General features: G+C 72.3%; 13 protein-coding genes. 10 read left to right on the forward strand and 3 right to left on the reverse strand.

Translation table 11 applies throughout. The features are described 5' to 3' along the window. Positions 1-27 precede the first annotated feature (27 nt). The 5 genes from ACFYOJ_RS00770 (at position 28) to ACFYOJ_RS00790 (ending at position 5,031) form a co-directional block, all read left to right on the forward strand. Entirely contained in the window at positions 28-1,347 is a 1,320-nt protein-coding gene (locus ACFYOJ_RS00770) for an extracellular solute-binding protein (RefSeq protein ID WP_356552334.1), read from the forward strand. Further along, on the forward strand, positions 1,344-2,324 hold the full coding sequence (locus ACFYOJ_RS00775) for a sugar ABC transporter permease (RefSeq protein WP_356552332.1): 981 nt from the start codon (positions 1,344-1,346) through the stop codon (positions 2,322-2,324). Before ACFYOJ_RS00770 ends, ACFYOJ_RS00775 begins: the two co-directional genes overlap by 4 nt. Continuing rightward, positions 2,321-3,223: a carbohydrate ABC transporter permease gene (locus ACFYOJ_RS00780; RefSeq protein ID WP_356552330.1), complete on the forward strand. Its 903-nt coding sequence runs from the start codon at positions 2,321-2,323 to the stop codon at positions 3,221-3,223. Before ACFYOJ_RS00775 ends, ACFYOJ_RS00780 begins: the two co-directional genes overlap by 4 nt. After that, entirely contained in the window at positions 3,220-4,251 is a 1,032-nt protein-coding gene (locus ACFYOJ_RS00785; RefSeq protein ID WP_356552328.1) for a LacI family DNA-binding transcriptional regulator, read from the forward strand. The genes ACFYOJ_RS00780 and ACFYOJ_RS00785 overlap by 4 nt, the downstream gene beginning before the upstream one ends. A gap of 183 nt (positions 4,252-4,434) precedes the next feature. After that, entirely contained in the window at positions 4,435-5,031 is a 597-nt protein-coding gene (locus tag ACFYOJ_RS00790; RefSeq protein WP_356552326.1) for an NAD(P)H-dependent oxidoreductase, read from the forward strand. A gap of 126 nt (positions 5,032-5,157) precedes the next feature. On the opposite strand, the gene ACFYOJ_RS00795 is transcribed toward ACFYOJ_RS00790, so the two are convergent. After that, a complete protein-coding gene (locus tag ACFYOJ_RS00795; RefSeq protein WP_356552324.1) occupies positions 5,158-5,559 on the reverse strand; it encodes an SseB family protein in 402 nt (133 codons plus the stop codon). A gap of 291 nt (positions 5,560-5,850) precedes the next feature. On the opposite strand from ACFYOJ_RS00795, the gene ACFYOJ_RS00800 reads away from it, so the two are divergent. Further along, positions 5,851-7,296: a glyceraldehyde-3-phosphate dehydrogenase gene (locus ACFYOJ_RS00800; RefSeq protein WP_356552322.1), complete on the forward strand. Its 1,446-nt coding sequence runs from the start codon at positions 5,851-5,853 to the stop codon at positions 7,294-7,296. Between the two features lie 125 nt (positions 7,297-7,421). Next, a complete protein-coding gene (locus ACFYOJ_RS00805) occupies positions 7,422-9,680 on the forward strand; it encodes a PI-PLC domain-containing protein (RefSeq protein ID WP_356552321.1) in 2,259 nt (752 codons plus the stop codon). A gap of 72 nt (positions 9,681-9,752) precedes the next feature. On the opposite strand, the gene ACFYOJ_RS00810 is transcribed toward ACFYOJ_RS00805, so the two are convergent. Both ACFYOJ_RS00810 and araD read right to left on the reverse strand, forming a co-directional pair. Further along, on the reverse strand, positions 9,753-10,643 hold the full coding sequence (locus tag ACFYOJ_RS00810; protein WP_356552319.1) for a DeoR/GlpR family DNA-binding transcription regulator: 891 nt from the start codon (positions 10,641-10,643) through the stop codon (positions 9,753-9,755). 117 nt (positions 10,644-10,760) lie between these two features. After that, a complete protein-coding gene (gene araD, locus ACFYOJ_RS00815; protein ID WP_356552318.1) occupies positions 10,761-11,501 on the reverse strand; it encodes an L-ribulose-5-phosphate 4-epimerase AraD in 741 nt (246 codons plus the stop codon). A gap of 413 nt (positions 11,502-11,914) precedes the next feature. Between araD and ACFYOJ_RS00820 the strand changes: the two genes are divergently transcribed. The 3 genes from ACFYOJ_RS00820 to araA all read left to right on the forward strand — a co-directional run bounded on the left by ACFYOJ_RS00820 (position 11,915) and on the right by araA (position 16,962). Further along, positions 11,915-12,970 (forward strand): LacI family DNA-binding transcriptional regulator, encoded by a 1,056-nt coding sequence (locus ACFYOJ_RS00820; protein ID WP_356552316.1) that lies wholly within the window; start codon positions 11,915-11,917, stop codon positions 12,968-12,970. Positions 12,971-13,685: 715 nt separating this feature from the next. Further along, positions 13,686-15,386 carry a ribulokinase gene (gene araB, locus ACFYOJ_RS00825; RefSeq protein ID WP_388596069.1) on the forward strand — a complete coding sequence of 567 codons (1,701 nt, stop codon included), beginning with the start codon at positions 13,686-13,688 and terminating at the stop codon, positions 15,384-15,386. 64 nt (positions 15,387-15,450) lie between these two features. Further along, positions 15,451-16,962, forward strand: coding sequence for an L-arabinose isomerase (gene araA / locus ACFYOJ_RS00830; RefSeq protein WP_356552314.1), 1,512 nt, complete (start codon positions 15,451-15,453; stop codon positions 16,960-16,962). Positions 16,963-17,021 lie beyond the last annotated feature (59 nt).

A 17,021-nucleotide genomic window follows, 5' to 3' on the forward strand; every position in this document is an offset into this window, starting at 1 on the left:
GGGGACCCCAGGTCAGGGGAGAGATCCATGCCGCACACCAAGCGCCGCCGCCTGGTGACGTCCGCCGTCGCCGTCGCGCTCGCCGCCACCGCCCTCGCCGCCTGCGGCTCGTCCGACGACGGCGGCGAGGCCCAGTCGGGGCCCGTCTCGCTCACGTACTGGACGTGGACGCCCGGCATGGACAAGGTCGCCGACCTGTGGAACAAGGGGCCCGGCAAGAAGGAGCAGATCACCGTCACGGTGAAGAAGCAGGCGTCCGGCGACACGCTCGTCACCAAGATCCTCACCGCGCACAAGGCCGGCCAGGCGCCCGACCTCGTGCAGGCCGAGTACCAGGCGCTGCCCACACTGGTCAGCAACGACGCGCTCGCCGACATATCGGGCGAGGTCGACGACGTGAAGGGCAAGTTCGCCGAGGGCGTGTGGCAGCAGACCACGCTCGGCACGGACGCCGTCTACGCCGTCCCGCAGGACATCGGGCCGATGATGTTCTACTACCGCGAGGACCTGTTCAAGGAGTACGGCCTGAAGGTCCCCTCCACCTGGGACCAGTTCGCCGAGACCGCGCGCAAGCTGAAGAAGGAAGCCCCCGACAAGGCCCTGACCACCTTCTCCGCCAACGACTCCGGCCTCTTCGCGGGCCTCGCCCAGCAGGCCGGCGCCAAGTGGTGGACGACCGAGGGCGAGAAGTGGAAGGTCGGCATCGACGACGCGGCGACGAAGAAGGTCGCCGACTTCTGGGGCGGCCTCGTCGAGGAGGGCGCCATCGACAACCAGCCGATGTACACCCCGGCCTGGAACAAGGCGCTCAACACCGGCAAGCAGATCGCCTGGGTCAGCGCCGTGTGGGCGCCCGGCACGCTGACCACCGCCGCGCCGGACACCAAGGGCAAGTGGGCCATGGCCCCGCTCCCCCAGTGGACGGCCGAGGAGAACCGCACCGGCAGCTGGGGCGGATCCTCCACCGCCGTGACCACCGACTCCAAGCACAAGGACGCGGCCGCCAAATTCGCCGCCTGGCTGAACACCGACGGCGACGCCCTCAACGCCCTCGCCAAGGAGGGCGGCATCTACCCCGCCTCCACCTCGGCCCAGCTCAGCGGCGCCTTCACCAACCCGCCCGCGTACTTCTCCAACCAGCCCGACTTCTACTCCCGGGCCGCCGACATCGCGAAGACGACGGCCCCCGCGGCCTGGGGCCCGAACGTCAACGTCGCCTACACGGCCTTCAAGGACGCCTTCGCCGCCGCCGCCAAGAACAGGTCGGACTTCTCCGCCGCCCTCGCCACCATGCAGAAGGAGACGGTCGCCGACCTGGAGAAGCAGGGCTTCGAGGTCGCCCGGTGACCAGCACGACCGCACGCCGGAGGCCGTACGGGGTCCGGAGCGCCCCGTACGCCCACCCGTCTCCCACCACCGCCCTCAGAGGAGCGCTTCGCGCCCCCTACTTCTTCCTGTTCCCCGCGGCCCTCCTGTTCCTGCTCTTCTTCGCGCTGCCCATCGGGTACGCGGTGTGGCTCAGCTTCCGCAAGGTGAAGGTGTCCGGGCTGGGCCTCGGCTCCGGGGCACGGAAGGAGGTCTGGGCCGGCTTCCGCAACTACGCCGACGCGCTCGGCGACAGCGAGCTGCTGAACGGCGCGCTGCGCGTCCTCGGCTACGGCTGCATCGTCGTGCCCGTGATGCTGGGCCTCGCCCTGCTGTTCGCGCTGATGCTGGACTCCGACAGGGTCCGCCTCACCTCCTTCACCCGGCTCGCGATCTTCCTGCCGTACGCCATCCCCGGTGTGGTGGCGGCGCTGCTGTGGGGCTTCCTGTACCTGCCGGACGTCAGCCCCTTCCACTTCGCGCTGGACCGGCTCGGCCTGCCGCAGCCGGACCTGCTGGACGGCGGCCCGCTCTACTTCGCCCTGTCGAACATCGCGGTCTGGGGCGGCACCGGCTTCAACATGATCGTCATCTACACCTCGCTGCGGTCGATCCCGGCCGAGGTGTACGAGGCGGCGAAGCTGGACGGCGCCTCCCCGCTGCAGATCGCGCTGCGGATCAAGATCCCGATGGTGGCGCCCTCGCTGGTGCTGACGTTCTTCTTCTCGATCATCGCCACGCTCCAGGTGTTCAGCGAACCGACCACCCTCAAGCCCCTCACCAACGCCGTTCCCACCACCTGGAGTCCGCTGATGAAGGTGTACCAGGACGCCTTCGGCAAGGGTGACGTCCACGCCGCCGCCGCACAGGCGACGATCATCGCGCTCGTCACCCTGCTGCTGTCCTTCGGGTTCCTGCGGGCGGCGAACCGGCGCAACAAGCAGGAGGAGGCCCGATGAGTTCTCTCGCCGTGCGCAAGGCGCAGCCGGCGGCGGGCACCACACCCGGCACCGCACAGGGGCCGCCGCGCCGCCGCATCGCCCCGGTGCCGACGCTCACGCTGCTGCTCGGCGCGGTCTACTGCCTGCTGCCGGTGGCCTGGGTGGTCGTCGCGGCCACCAAGTCGGGCAGCGAGCTGTTCTCCACCTTCACCTTCCTGCCGGGCACCGGTTTCGCCGACAACGTGAGCGACCTGAGCGCCTACCGCGACGGCGTGTACTGGCGGTGGATGGCCAACTCGGCCCTCTACGCCGTCCTCGGCGCCCTCCTGTCGACGGCCGTGTCGGCGGTCAGCGGCTACGCGCTGGCCGTCTACCGCTTCCGGGGCCGCGAGGCCCTGTTCAACGTGCTGCTCGCCGGCGTGCTGATGCCGCCCGTGATCCTCGCCGTCCCGCAGTACCTGCTGCTGGCTCAGGCGGACCTCACGGACTCGTACCTGTCGGTGCTGCTCCCCCAGATCCTCTCCCCCTACGGCGTCTACCTGGCGCGCATCTACGCCTCGGCGGCCGTGCCCGCCGACGTGGTGGAGGCCGGGCGGATGGACGGGGCCGGCGAGTGGCGGATCTTCACCCGCATCGGGCTGCCGATGATGGTGCCGGGACTGGTGACGGTGTTCCTGTTCCAGTTCGTGGCCGTGTGGAACAACTTCCTGCTGCCGTACATCATGCTCAGCGACGACGAGAAGTTCCCGATCACGCTCGGCCTGCACACACTGCTGGAGCAGGGGGCCAACACCCCGGCGCTCTACACGCTGGTGATCACGGGCGCGTTCCTCGCGGTGATCCCGCTGGTCGCCCTGTTCCTGGTCGTCCAGCGGTTCTGGAGCCTCGACCTGCTCTCCGGGGCCGTAAAGTCGTGACCATGGGCAACACGGGGGGACGGCGCCGACCGCCGACGATCCACGACGTGGCGCGCGAGGCGGGGGTGTCGCGCGGCACGGTGTCACGGGTGCTCAACGGCGGGCACTACGTCAGCCCGGCCGCGCAGGAGGCCGTCAACGCCGCGATCCGCAAGACCGGTTACGTCGTCAACCGGCACGCCCGGTCGCTGATCACCGGGCGTTCGGACTCGGTGGGCTTCCTGCTCACCGAGCCGCAGGAGCGGTTCTTCGAGGACCCCAACTTCAACGTCCTGCTGCGCGGTTGCACGCAGGCGCTGGCCGCGCACGACGTGCCGCTGCTGCTGATGCTGGCGGGGACGAAGGACGAACGGCGGCGCATAACGCGGTACATCACGGCCGGGCACGTCGACGGGGTGCTGCTGGTCTCCAGCCACTCCGGGGACCCGGTCGCCGAGGAGCTGCGCGCGGCGGGGGTGCCGCTGGTGGCGTGCGGCAAGCCGATCGGGCTGGGTTCCAAGGTGAGTTACGTGGCCGCCGACGACCGCGACGGCGCCCGGGACATGGTCCGGCACCTGCTGTCGCTGGGGCGGCGGCGGATCGGCGTGGTCACCGGTCCGCTGGACACCCCGGGCGGTGTGGAGCGTCTCGCCGGGTACGAGGAGGTGCTCACCGAGGCGGGCATCGAGGTCGACGAGCGGCTCGTCGTGTCCGGTGACTACAGCAGGGCGAGCGGTGAGGCGGGGGCGGAGCGGCTGCTGGCGCGGGCTCCGGACGTGGACGCCGTGTTCGTGGCCTCCGACCTGATGGCGCAGGGGGTGCTGGCGGCCCTGCGGCGGGCCGGACGGCGGGTGCCGCAGGACGTGGCGGTGGGCGGCTTCGACGACTCCCCCGCCGCGGTCGCCGCCAGCCCGGAGCTGACGACCATCCGCCAGCCCTGGGACCGGATCAGCGCCGAGATGGTGCGGGTGCTGCTGGCCCAGATCGGCGGCGAGGACCCGGCGACCGTCATCCTGCCGACGGAACTGGTGCGCCGGGAGTCGGCCTGAGGGCTGCCCCGTGGCGGCCGGCCGGCCGGTGTCCGGGCGGGAGCCGGGACACCACGGCCGGTGGTCCCGTCCGGATCTCGGCGATCGGTCCCGCGAGCAGTACCTCACCGGCATGATGATCGTTCGAACGGGTCGGCTGCGGAGTCCCGCGGACGACGACCACCGATACCCCTGGGGGAACGAATGCCACGCGTAGGGGTCTACCTCGCGCACCCACGGCCCGGCAGCTTCAATCACGCGGTGTTCGACGCCGTCGTGCAGCAGTTGCGCGATCTCGGGTGCGAAGTCCTCGCGCACGACCTCTGTGCCGAGGGGTTCGCGCCCGGGCTGTCCGCCGACGAGACGGAGACGGTCCGGGCCGCCACGGATGCCCACGACCCGCAGGTGGCGCTGCACCGGTCGGAGGTGGCCACGCTCGACGCCATGGTGTTCGTCCACCCCAACTGGTGGGGCATGCCGCCCGCGGTCCTGGCGGGCTGGGTGCAGCGGGTACTCGTGCCCGGCGTCGCCTACAAACTGGGGACGGCGGAGGGGGAGCCCGAAGGGCTGCTGAAGGCCGGCCGCGCCCTCGTCCTGAACACCTCCGACACCCCCGCCGATCGCGAGGAGAGCGAGTTCGGGGACCCCCTGCACAGGATCTGGTCGGCGTGCGTCCTGCCGTACGTGGGAGTGACCGACGTCCGCCGGGTCGTCTTCCGGACGGTCACCGCCTCCTCCGGGGAGACCCGCGCGACCTGGTTGCGTCAGGCACGACAGCACGCCGCCGCGCTGCTGGCCTGACGCGTACGGCGGGGCCGCGCCCCGCGGTGGTCCACGGAACCGCCGGCGCCGTCGACACGGACCCGGGCGCGGCCCCGGGTGAACAGACCTCCGACGAGACCCCCCGGCGAAGCCGCCGACGGCTCGCTAGGAGCGCGCGAGCAGGGTGCGTACGCCGTTCGACGTGAGGGTGAGGCGGTGCTCCGAGCCGGCGTCGATGGACAGGGACAGATCGTCGGCCGGCCACTGTGCGGCGAGGGCGCCGAGCGGCACCATGCGGTAGCGCGAGACGTACGGCAGCAGGCCGGCCATCTCCGTCTCGGAGGTGAACACGGGCACCACCTGGCCTCCGCCCTGCTGCTCCAGCACGGGCAGGGCCAGCGTGCCGGGGTCGGCGGCGTCCTGGTCGTCCGCGTCGTCGGGCACCGGGACGAGCACGTCGCTGCTCGCGAGCGTGTCGAGCGCCGCCGTGTCCTCGGTGTTCTCGGCGAGCGCGTCCAGCGCCTGCTGGGCGGGCGTGACGGGGTGGTCGTTCGCGGGTGTCTCCATGACAGATCCCCTGGTAGCGGCGGTGTTGCAAGGCCGGTGCCGGTGATCGGCACGGGCGCGGTCCAGCCTCGCGTACCCGGTCGGGGGCGGCGCAATCCTGTGCGAGGGCCGCGGACGGGGACGGGCGAGGGCCGCGGACGGGGCCGGGCGGGGGCGGGGGCGAGGACGGGTGCCGGGGCGGGGCGAAGGCGAAGGCTGGGGCACTCATCTGATCGAAGGTGGGCCCACTTGATCGATCACAGAATCGATGGGGTTAGCATATGAGCGCCGCCTAGCTCGAAAGATAGAGACGTGACTGTCAACGAGGACTCGTTCACCAACTGGAAGAACCGCGAGGAGATCGCGGAGTCGATGATCCCGATGATCGGGAAGCTGCACCGCGAGCGGGACGTCACCGTCCTGCTGCACAGCCGCTCCCTGGTGAACAAGTCGGTGGTCAGCATCCTGAAGACGCACCGCTTCGCCCGGCAGATCGCCGGTGCCGAACTGTCGGTCACCGAGACGCTCCCCTTCGTCCAGGCGCTCACCACGCTCGACCTCGGGCCGTCCCAGATCGACGTCGGCATGCTGGCCTCGACGTACAAGGAGGACGACCGCGGTCTGTCGGTGGCGGAGTTCACCGCCGAGGCCGTCGCCGGCGCCACCGGCGCGAACAAGATCGACCGCCGTGAGCCGCGCGACGTCGTCCTCTACGGCTTCGGCCGCATCGGCCGGCTGGTCGCCCGCCTGCTCATCGAGAAGGCGGGCTCGGGCAACGGCCTGCGCCTGCGCGCCATCGTCGTCCGCGGCGGCGGCGAGCAGGATCTCGTCAAGCGCGCCTCGCTGCTGCGCCGCGACTCGGTGCACGGACAGTTCCAGGGCACGATCACCGTCGACGAGGACGACAGCACGATCCTCGCCAACGGCAACGCCATCAAGGTGATCTACGCCGACGACCCGGCCCAGGTCGACTACACGGCGTACGGCATCAAGAACGCCATCCTCATCGACAACACCGGCAAGTGGCGCGACCGCGAGGGCCTGTCCAAGCACCTGCGCCCCGGCATCGACAAGGTCGTGCTGACCGCGCCGGGCAAGGGCGACGTCCCCAACATCGTGCACGGCGTCAACCACGACACGATCAAGCCGGACGAGCAGATCCTGTCCTGCGCCTCCTGCACCACCAACGCGATCGTGCCGCCGCTGAAGGCGATGGCCGACGAGTACGGTGTGCTGCGCGGCCACGTGGAGACGGTCCACTCGTTCACCAACGACCAGAATCTGCTGGACAATTACCACAAGTCGGACCGCCGCGGCCGTTCGGCGCCGCTGAACATGGTCATCACCGAGACCGGTGCCGCCTCCGCCGTCGCCAAGGCGCTGCCCGACCTCAAGGCGAAGATCACCGGCAGCTCGATCCGGGTGCCCGTGCCGGACGTCTCGATCGCGATCCTCAACCTCCAGCTCGCCCGCGAGACCACCCGCGAGGACGTGCTCGACCACCTGCGCGAGGTGTCGCTGACCTCGCCGCTCAAGCGCCAGATCGACTTCATCAGCGCCCCCGACGCGGTCTCCAGCGACTTCATCGGCTCGCGCCACGCCTCGATCGTGGACGCGGGCGCGCTGAAGGTGGAGGGTGACAACGCGATCCTCTACCTCTGGTACGACAACGAGTTCGGCTACTCCTGCCAGGTCGTCCGCGTCGTCCAGCACGTCTCCGGGGTGGAGTACCCGACGTACCCGTCCCCGGCGGTCTGATCCGCGGCACACCGGACGCCCGAGGGGGCGGTGGGAGAGCGGACCTCTCCCACCGCCCCCTCGGGCTTCCCGCGTCCGGGGTATGAGGGAGGTACACGGGGGCCGGCGGGACGGGAAGGAGCACCATGGAGGGACTGGTCGGCCGTTCGGCCTGGGCGCACGCGCTGGTGTGGGCCGTGGCCGTGCTGAGCCTGACCGTCCTGGCCGCGGCCGCCGTGGTGCGCAGCACCGTGCTCGACCCCGCCTTCTACAGCCGCGTGCTCGAGGACGAGCACGCCTACCAGCGGTTCTACGACGAGGTGCTGGTCGATCCGCACAGCACGCCGCTGACGCAGGAACTGCTGGACCGGCTGCCGGTCCCGCAGTCCACCCTCACCTCCAACATCAAGGTCGTCGTCCCGCCCGAGACGCTGCGGGAGATGGGCGACCGGCAGATCGGCGAGGTGATCCGCTACCTGGAGGGCGACCGCGACGGGCTGCGCGTCACCGTGGACCTGGAACCCGTCGTCGCGAACGTCGAGAGGCTCAGCCAGGCGTACTTCGGGGACGCCGTCGCCGCCCTGCAGCGGCGTTCCGAACCCGACTTCCAGGCGTTCGTCAACCGCCTGTCCGAGGTGGCGGCGCGGCTGGTGGCGGGCGAGGCCCCGCTCGAGGACCTGCCGACGCTGCCGCTCTCCCCCGGCCAGGCGGCCGCGGCGACCGAGGCGCTGCTGCGGCTGGTCCCCGGGTCCGAGCGGGCCACGCTCGAGCCCACGCTGCGGTCGGCGCTCGACCGGGGCGACGTGGCCGCGGCACTGGCCGCGCTGGCCCCGGTCGCCCTGACGGACCAGGTGCGGGCGACCGCCGCGGAGCTGCTGCGGGAGGCCCGCGACGGCACCTGGGTCATCACCGTCCACGTCGACGCGTCCCGTGACGAGCTGGCCCCGGTGCACCGGGCGCGCGCGGTCACCCGCCTGTTCCAGGAGGTGGTCGAGCCGGTCGCCGCGGTCCTGGGCGCGGCCGCGCTCGCCCTGCTGTGGTTCTCCGCGCCGTTCCCCGTCAAGCGGCGGCTGATGCCGCTCGGCTGGGTGCTGACCGCCGCCGCCTCGCTCACGGCGCTGGCGGTGTTCCTGCTCCGGCTCGTGCTGGGCGACGCGCTCTTCAGCGCGCCCGCCTCGTGGCCGCCCAGCGCCGCGCGTCTCGTCGCCGACGTGCAGGCCGCCGCGCTCGGCCGGCTGCTGACCGCGGCCACCGTCGTCGCCGTGATCCTGCTCGCCGCCGGGGCGCTGCTGATCACCGTCGCCTGGATCTGGCAGACCAGGCCGTCGGTGCCGGTGCTCACCGACCCGCGGCACGGCCCGGCGCTGACCGCCGTCGTGTCGGCGTGCGCGCTGGCCGGCACGGTGTTCGTGCCCGTCGCGCTGACGGGTCCCTCCCCGCGGATCTGCCAGGGCAGCGCCGAACTGTGCGACGTCCGTTACGACGAGATCGCCCAGCTGGCCGCGCACAACGCGATGGCCACGACCGCGGACCGTTTCATCGGCCCCCTGCAGGACCCGGACATCGTCGGCCAGCTGGACGCCGGGGTACGCGTCCTGCTCCTGGACACGCACCGCTGGGAGCGGCCCGAGGAGGTCGCGGACCGGCTGAGCACCTCCGAGTTCTCCCCGGAACTGCGCCGCCGGCTCACCGGGATCCTGGAGCGGGTGAATCCGCCCCACCCCGGCCTGTGGCTGTGCCACTCGGTCTGCGGCGCCGGCGCGCTGGAACTGACGCCCACGCTGCGCCAGATCGGCGACTGGCTGCGCGCGCACCCGACGGAGATCGTCACCCTGATCGTGCAGGACGGGGTGGACGGCGCGGCGACCCGGCACGCCTTCGAGCGGGCCGGGCTCACCGGCCTGCTGCACGTGCCGCACGAGGACCCGGACCGTCCGTGGCCGAAGCTCGGGGAGATGATCGACGACGGCCAGCGCCTGGTGGTCTTCGCGGAGAAGGCGGACGGGCCCGCGCCGTGGTACCGGAACTTCTACCGGTACGGCATGGAGACGCCGTTCGCCTTCCGCAGTCCCGGGGAGATGACCTGTCTGCCCAACCGAGGCGGCACGGACAAGCGGCTGTTCCTGCTCAACCACTTCGTCACGGCCGGCGGCGGGCGGCGGCTGGACGCCGGTACGGTCAACTCCCGGCAGGCGGTGCTGGAACGGGTCCACGACTGCGAGCGGCGCCGGAACAGGCCGGTCAACTTCGTCGCCGTGGACTACGCCACGATCGGGGACGCCCGCGGCGCGGTCGACGACCTGAACGCCGAACGGCTCGAGGACGATCCGCGCTTCCCCGCGAAACGGTCGCCGGGCAGTCCGTCCTCTCGGGCCCTGGACCGGCCGAGGCCAAGCGCTTTCTAAGCGCTTGGCCTCGGCCGGTGCGGGGCCGGCGTCACCGCGTCGCCCCGGCCGCCACCGGCCGCTCCCTCGCCCTCACGTGTCGTGTGCGGGGTGGTGCAGGCGGATGCCGTGTGTCCGGCACCACCGGGCGAGGTCCGGCTGCGGCCGGTCGCAGACGATGTCGTCGACGTCCCGGAGTCCCGCGATGCCGAAGAAGTCGGCGTTTCCGACCGCGGACGCCTCCACCGTCACGACGACCCGCCGGGCCCGGCCGATGGCGATCTGCTGGATCTGTCCGTCCTCCGTGGCCGCGACGCTGACGCCCGACTCGGTGAGCCCGCCGGCGCCGACGAAGGCGATGTCGACGGTGAACCGCTCCAGCGCGGCGGCGGCCACCGGCCCCACCAACGACCGGCTCGCCGGGCTCAGTTCCCCGCCGAGGAGCACGTGCGGCGCGGTGGGCCGTCCGGCCAGGGTCTCCGCGACGCCGAGGGCGTTGGTCAGGACCGTGACGCGCAGCGGCCCGAGGGCGTCGGCGACGGCCTGGGAGACGGTGCCGGAGTCGAGGAACAGCGTCTGTCCCTGGTCGACGAGGTCCAGGCACAGCCGTGCCGTCACCGCGCGGACTCCCCCGCGGTCCTCGCGGCCGCGCCGCGGGAAGGGGGTGAGGCCGGTGACCGCCACGACCGCTCCCTGGCTCGTGCGGCGCAGCACGTTCGCCCGTTCCAGCACGGTGAGGTCCCTGAGCAGGGTGGGCTCGCCGACTCCGAGGAAGCCGGCGAGGTCGGTCACCGGGACGCGGCCCCGCTGCCGGACGACGGAGGCGATCCTCGCCCTGCGTTCCTCCGCCGCGGCCCGTCCCGCCGAGCCGCCGGTGCCCGCTCCCTCGCTCTGGCGCCGGACGATGTCGGCGATCCGGGTGCGGCGTTCCTCGCCGAGGCCGTGCACCCTCGTGGCGTCCTGGGCGCGTCCGAGGGGTGTCATCGACGTCCTCGCCGCGACGACGCCCCTGTCACGGGGCGTTCCCTGCCCGCCCGTACCCGTCCGGCCTGGGCCGGACGGGTACGGGCGGGGCGGGCGACCGGCACGGTGCCGTTCCCCTCAGCGGGCGGTGGCCGGGGCGACGGCGTTGCCGTAGTACGCGTCCGGTCCGTGCTTGCGGGTGAAGTGCCGGTCGAGCAGGTGCTGCGGAGGCTCGGGGAGCGCGGCGGGCGAGCTCAGCGCCATGGTGTGCAGCGCCATCTCGGCGACCGCCTCGCAGATGACGGCGTTCTCGAGCGAGGCGGTCGCGGTGGCGCCCCAGGTGAACGGCCCGTGCCGCGAGACGAGCGCCGCGGGCACCTCCTCGGCACGGCGGGGGTCGTCCTCGAGCATGGCCACGATCACCTGGCCCGTGTTGTACTCGTAGTCACGGGCGCACTGTTCGGCCGTGAGGTCCTCCGTCACCGGGACCGGGCCGTTGAAGGTGTCCGCGTGGGTGGTTCCCAGGACGGGGATCGGGCGGCGTGCCTGGGCGAAGGCGACCGCGTGCGTCGAGTGCGTGTGGGTGACGCCTCCGATGGAGGGGAAGGCGCGGTACAGGCACCTGTGGGTCTCGGTGTCGGTGGAGGGCTTGAGGTGTCCCTCGACCACCCGGCCGTCCTCCAGGGAGACCACGACGAGGTCCTCCTCCCGGAGGTTCTCGTAGGAGACGCCGGACGGCTTGATGACGAAGACGCCGGCCTCCCGGTCGACACCGCTCACGTTCCCCCAGGTGAGCGTGGCCAGGCCGGCCGCCGGTATCCGCAGGTTGGCCGCCAGGACCTCTCGGCGGAGATCCCCGAAGGAGAGGGACTCGCTCACTACGCTCTCACCGTCTTTCCGTCGTCGGCCGCGCCCGCCCCGCCGTCTCTCCGGCAGGAGGCCGCGACCGCGCGCGTGTGTGTTCCGAAGGACATCTCGAAGGACATGGGGACCGCCCGATCGCTCGACGGCTGTCCAGCAGGCCCCCGGAGATTGTGCGCGCTAACATGCGGGTAACTCAAGAGCTGGCGCCGATTTGCCGACGCGCTTGTCGCACGTACCCGCCCAGAATGTGAGCCCGAACATGACTGCTCGGCGGTCGGCGCGTGCTGCGGCCGACGCGCACTGCGGCGGACGTGCACCGTGACCGGTCGCCCGCGGTCCCCCGACCGCCGGACCCGGCCGCCGGGGCGCCCCCACGACGAGGCGGTACTTTGAACAGTCGCCATCCAACGAACAAGGCGGGGAGAGGGTTGACCCAGTTGCCAGACGCCTCCAGGGCGCCCACCATGGCGGACGTGGCACGCGTCGCCGGCGTGTCCCACCAGACCGTCTCACGCGTGCTCAGCGGTCACCCGAACGTCAGGCCCGGGACCCGCTCCGCGGTGATGGAGGTCGTCGAGCGGCTGGGGTACCGCCGCAACTCGGCGGCGCGCGCGCTCGCCACCCGCAGGACGCACACGCTGGGCGTCATCGCCGTGAACACCACGCTCCACGGGCCCGCCAGCACGCTCTTCGGCGTCCAGGAGGCGGCACGGGAGCGCGGTTACCTGACCTCCGCGGTCACTTTGCGCACGCTCACGGAGACCTCGCTCACCGAGGCGATGCACCATCTCACCGCCTGGGGGGTGGAGGGGGTGATCGCCATCACCCCCCAGCGCGACGCCGTCCGGGCCCTGGCGTCGCTGCAGGCCCCGTGCCCCGTGGTCACCGTCGAGGGCGGTCACGCCCTCGAACTGCCCGGCGTCTCGGTCGACCAGCACCTCGGGGCCCGCATGGTCACGGAACACCTCCTCGCCGCGGGGCACTCCACCGTGTGGCACGTGTCGGGGCCCGCAGACTGGCTGGAGAGCGAGGCGCGCACAGCCGGCTGGGAGAGCGCGCTGCGGGACGCCGGAGCCGAGATGCCGCCGGTGCTGCGGGGCGACTGGAGCCCGCTGTCGGGGTACCGGGCCGGCCAGCAGCTCGCCGGCCGGGCGCTCGCCTCCGCCGGGCACGGCAGCGGGCTCACCGCGGTGTTCGTCGCGAACGACCACATGGCCCTGGGGGTGCTGCGGGCGTTCCGCGAGGCGGGGCTGCGCACCCCGGCGGACGTGGCCGTCGCCGGCTTCGACGACACGCCGCAGGCGGAGTTCTTCCCTCCCCCGCTCACCACGGTCCGCCAGGACTTCGGCTCCCTGGGGCGCAGCAGTATCGAGCTGCTCCTCAAGCACATCGAGGGCACCGCGACCGAGGCCGAACACCTCACCATCGCCCCCGAACTCATCGTCCGGGCCAGCACCGCCCGCCGTTCCACGGCCGGGGAGTGACCCGCGGCCGCGACGGAGAAGCCGTGATCCGGGCCGCGGCCGGCGGTTCCTGAGGGACGCCGGCCCAGCCCGCGGCCCGTCGGCCGGGCGGTGCCGCCGCGCCCCCGCGGTACGGCAGGCGGTGCCGCCCTCGCCCCGGAACGGCACCGTTCTCCGCATCACCGCACCTCCGCACGTTCGACATATCGAATACTGTTCGAGATGCTGCCAATACGTTAGGGTGCTCCCGGAAGTCGCGTCAACGGGCGTGCGCGTGCCGTGCGTCGGGCGTACCCAGGCCCCCGCCCCGGGCCGGGCCTGCCGGCCGACCGGCGGGAGCGCATCGCCGGGACGGGCCACAGAAGTGGGCCGCCCGAGGGAATGGCCACCCTCCGTGACGAGTGAGCCCCATCTTTTGTTAGCGCTCACAAAGCGATTCCCCCTCCCTCCGGGTGCGACACACCCCCGTAGCGCCTCGGCGCGCGCGGCCGGCACCCTCCCCTCCTCCGGCCCGTAGCGCCGGAGGAGTTCGCGAGAAAAACCCCGTGTCCCACAGGATTTCCGCGTCGGTCCGCCGACGGCGTCTCGCGATCCCGGAAGAGGTTGGCGTACGCATCTTGATTTCCCTGCTGTTAGCGCTCACACTTCGAATGCGTAACCGACCGTGCCCGTCGGCCAGCGGACCTGCCGGAACTGGAGCCGTCCGCCGCCGTACGGCTTCTCGAAAGGCAATCCGGTGACCTCCCCCTCGCCCCCCTCGGCCTCCGCCGCCCACTCCCCCGACACACGTGAGCAGTACACCGTGGGCGTCGACTTCGGCACCCTGTCGGGCCGCGCCGTGGTGGTGCGGGTCCGCGACGGCCTGGAACTGTCCTCCGCCGTCCACGAGTACGCGCACGCGGTCATCGACGACCGCCTCCCGGGCACCGGCGCGAAGCTGCCCCCGGACTGGGCGCTCCAGCACCCGGACGACTGGCGCGAGGTGCTGCGCCGGGCCGTGCCGGCGGCCGTGGCCGAGGCCGGTGTCGACCCCGCCGACATCATCGGCATCGCCACCGACTTCACCGCCTGCACCGTCCTGCCCACGCTGGCGGACGGCACGCCCCTGGCCGAGACGCCCCTCGCGGACCGCCCGCACGCCTGGCCCAAGCTCTGGAAGCACCACGCCGCCCAGGCCCAGGCCGACCGCATCAACGACCTCGCGCACGCGCGGGGCGAGAAGTGGATCGGCCGGTACGGCGGCAAGATCTCCGCCGAGTGGCAGTTCGCGAAGGCCCTGCAGGTCCTGGAGGAGGACTCCGAGGTCTACGACGCCTGCGCGCGCTGGATCGAGGCGGCCGACTGGATCGTCTGGCAGCTCACCGGCGCCGAGTCCCGCAACACCTGCACCGCCGGCTACAAGGGCATATACCAGGACGGCAGTTACCCCGGCGAGGACTACCTGGCCGCGCTGAACCCGCGGTTCGCCGACTTCGCCCGCACCCGGCTCGAGTTCCCGCTGTCCCCGCTCGGCTCCCGCGTCGGCTCCCTCAGCGAGCAGGCGGCCGCGTGGACCGGACTGCGGCCCGGCATCGCGGTGGCGGCCGGCAACGTCGACGCCCACGTCACCGCGGCGGCCGCCCAGGCGGTGGAGGACGGACGGCTGCTGGCCATCATGGGCACCTCCACCTGCCACGTCGTCAACTCCTCCGTCCTCGCCGACGTCCCCGGCATCTGCGGTGTCGTCAACGGCGGCATCGTGGAGGGCGCGTACGGCTACGAGGCCGGGCAGAGCGCGGTCGGCGACATCTTCGCCTGGGTGCTGCGCCAGGGCGTCCCCGAGGAGTACTACGCCGAGGCCGCCGAGCGGGGCGAGGACCTGCACACCCTGCTCACCCGCAAGGCCGCGGACCAGCCGGTCGGCGGTCACGGCCTGGTCGCCCTGGACTGGCTGAACGGCAACCGTTCCGTCCTGGTCGACCACCACCTCTCCGGCGTCATCGCCGGCCTCACCCTCGCCACCCGTCCCGAGGACGTCTACCGCGCGATGCTCGAGGCCACGGCCTACGGCACCCGCGTCATCGTCGAGGCCCTCGAGAACGGCGGGGTGCCGGTGACCGAGTTCATCGTCGCCGGCGGCCTGGCCAAGAACGAGCTGCTCATGCAGATCTACGCGGACGTCCTGCGCCGCCCGGTGTCGCTCGCGGCGTCGAAGCAGGGCCCCGCCCTCGGCTCGGCCATCCACGCCGCCGTCGCCGCCGGCGCGCACCCCGACGTGCGTACCGCCACCGCCGCCATGGGACGGCTGGAGCGCGCCGTCTACGTGCCCGACCCCGCGCGCGCCGACGCCTACGACGCGCTGTTCGCGGAGTACCGGCTGCTGCACGACCGCTTCGGGTCCGACGGCCTGCTGCACCGTCTGAGGGCCATCCGCAACACCTCGCTCACCGCCGAATGACATCCCCCGCCGGCCGCAGCACCGCGGCCGGCGGCAGTCCCGCCTTTTCCTCTCAGGAGACGACGTGTCCAGCCACAAAACCCCCGTCCGTGAAGTCTGGTTCCTCACCGGCAGCCAAGGGCTGTACGGGGAGGAGACGCTGAAGCAGGTCGCGGAGCAGTCCGCGCAGATAGCCGAGGCGCTGGCGGACACGGCCGGTCTTCCCGTCCGTGTCGTGCAGAAGCCGGTGCTCACCGACGCCGCCGCCATCCGCCGCGTCTGTCTGGACGCCAACAGCGACGACCGGTGTGTGGGCCTGATCGCCTGGATGCACACCTTCTCGCCCGCGAAGATGTGGATCGCGGGCCTGGACGCCCTGCGCAAGCCGCTGCTGCACCTGCACACCCAGTCCAATGTCGCCCTGCCCTGGGACACCATCGACATGGACTTCATGAACCTCAACCAGGCGGCGCACGGCGACCGCGAGTTCGGCCACATCCAGGGCCGCGTCGGCGTGCCGCGCAAGACCGTGGCCGGCCACATCTCCGACCCGACGACGGTCGCGCGCATCGTGACGTGGGCCCGTGCCGCCACCGCCCGCGCCGAACTGGCCACGCTCAAGGTCGCCCGCTTCGGGGACAACATGCGCGACGTCGCCGTCACCGAGGGCGACAAGGTCGCGGCGCAGCTCCGCTTCGGCGTCTCCGTCAACACCTACGGCGTCAACGACCTGGTCGCGGTGGTCGACTCGGCGGACGAGAGCGAGGTCACCGCTCTGGTCGAGGAGTACGAGGAGCTCTACCGGCTGGCGCCGGAGCTGCGCGCGGGCGGCGACCGCCACGACTCCCTGCGCTACGCCGCGCGGATCGAGGTGGGTCTGCGCTCCTTCCTCACCGAGGGCGGCTTCAAGGCCTTCACCACCAACTTCGAGGACCTCGGCGGTCTGCGCCAGCTCCCGGGCCTCGCCGTGCAGCGCCTCATGGCGCAGGGCCACGGGTTCGGCGGCGAGGGCGACTGGAAGACCGCCGTCCTGCTGCGCGCCCTGAAGGTCGCCGCCGAGGGGCTGCCCGGCGGCACCTCGTTCATGGAGGACTACACCTACGACCTGACGCCGGGCAACGAGCTCATCCTGGGCGCCCACATGCTGGAGGTGTGCCCGTCGATCGCCGCGGACACGCCCAGCTGCGAGATCCACCCGCTGGGCATCGGCGGCCGTGAGGACCCCGTCCGCCTGGTGTTCGACGCGGCGCCCGGCCCGGCCGTCGTCATCGGTCTGAGCGACCTCGGCGACCGCTTCCGCATGGTGGCCAACGAGATCGACGTGGTGACGCCGCCCCACCCGCTGCCGGCGCTGCCGGTGGCCCGCGCCGTCTGGCGGCCGCGGCCCGACCTCCGTACCTCCACGGAGTCCTGGCTGATGGCCGGCGGCCCCCACCACACCGTCCTGAGCACGGCGCTCACCTCCGAGCACCTGGACGACCTCGCCGAGATGCTGAAGGTGGAGCTCGCGCTCATCGACGCGACGACCACCGCCCGGCAGTTCCAGCGCGACCTGCGGTGGAACCAGGCGTACCACCGTCTGGCGCTCGGCATGTGAGACCCCGTCGTGGGGGGGGCCGCCGCCCCCCCCCCCCGCCCGGGCGCGCGGCCGCCCGG

The organism is Streptomyces sp. NPDC006384 (assembly GCF_042870695.1).
Classification (GTDB): Bacteria; Actinomycetota; Actinomycetes; order Streptomycetales; family Streptomycetaceae; genus Streptomyces.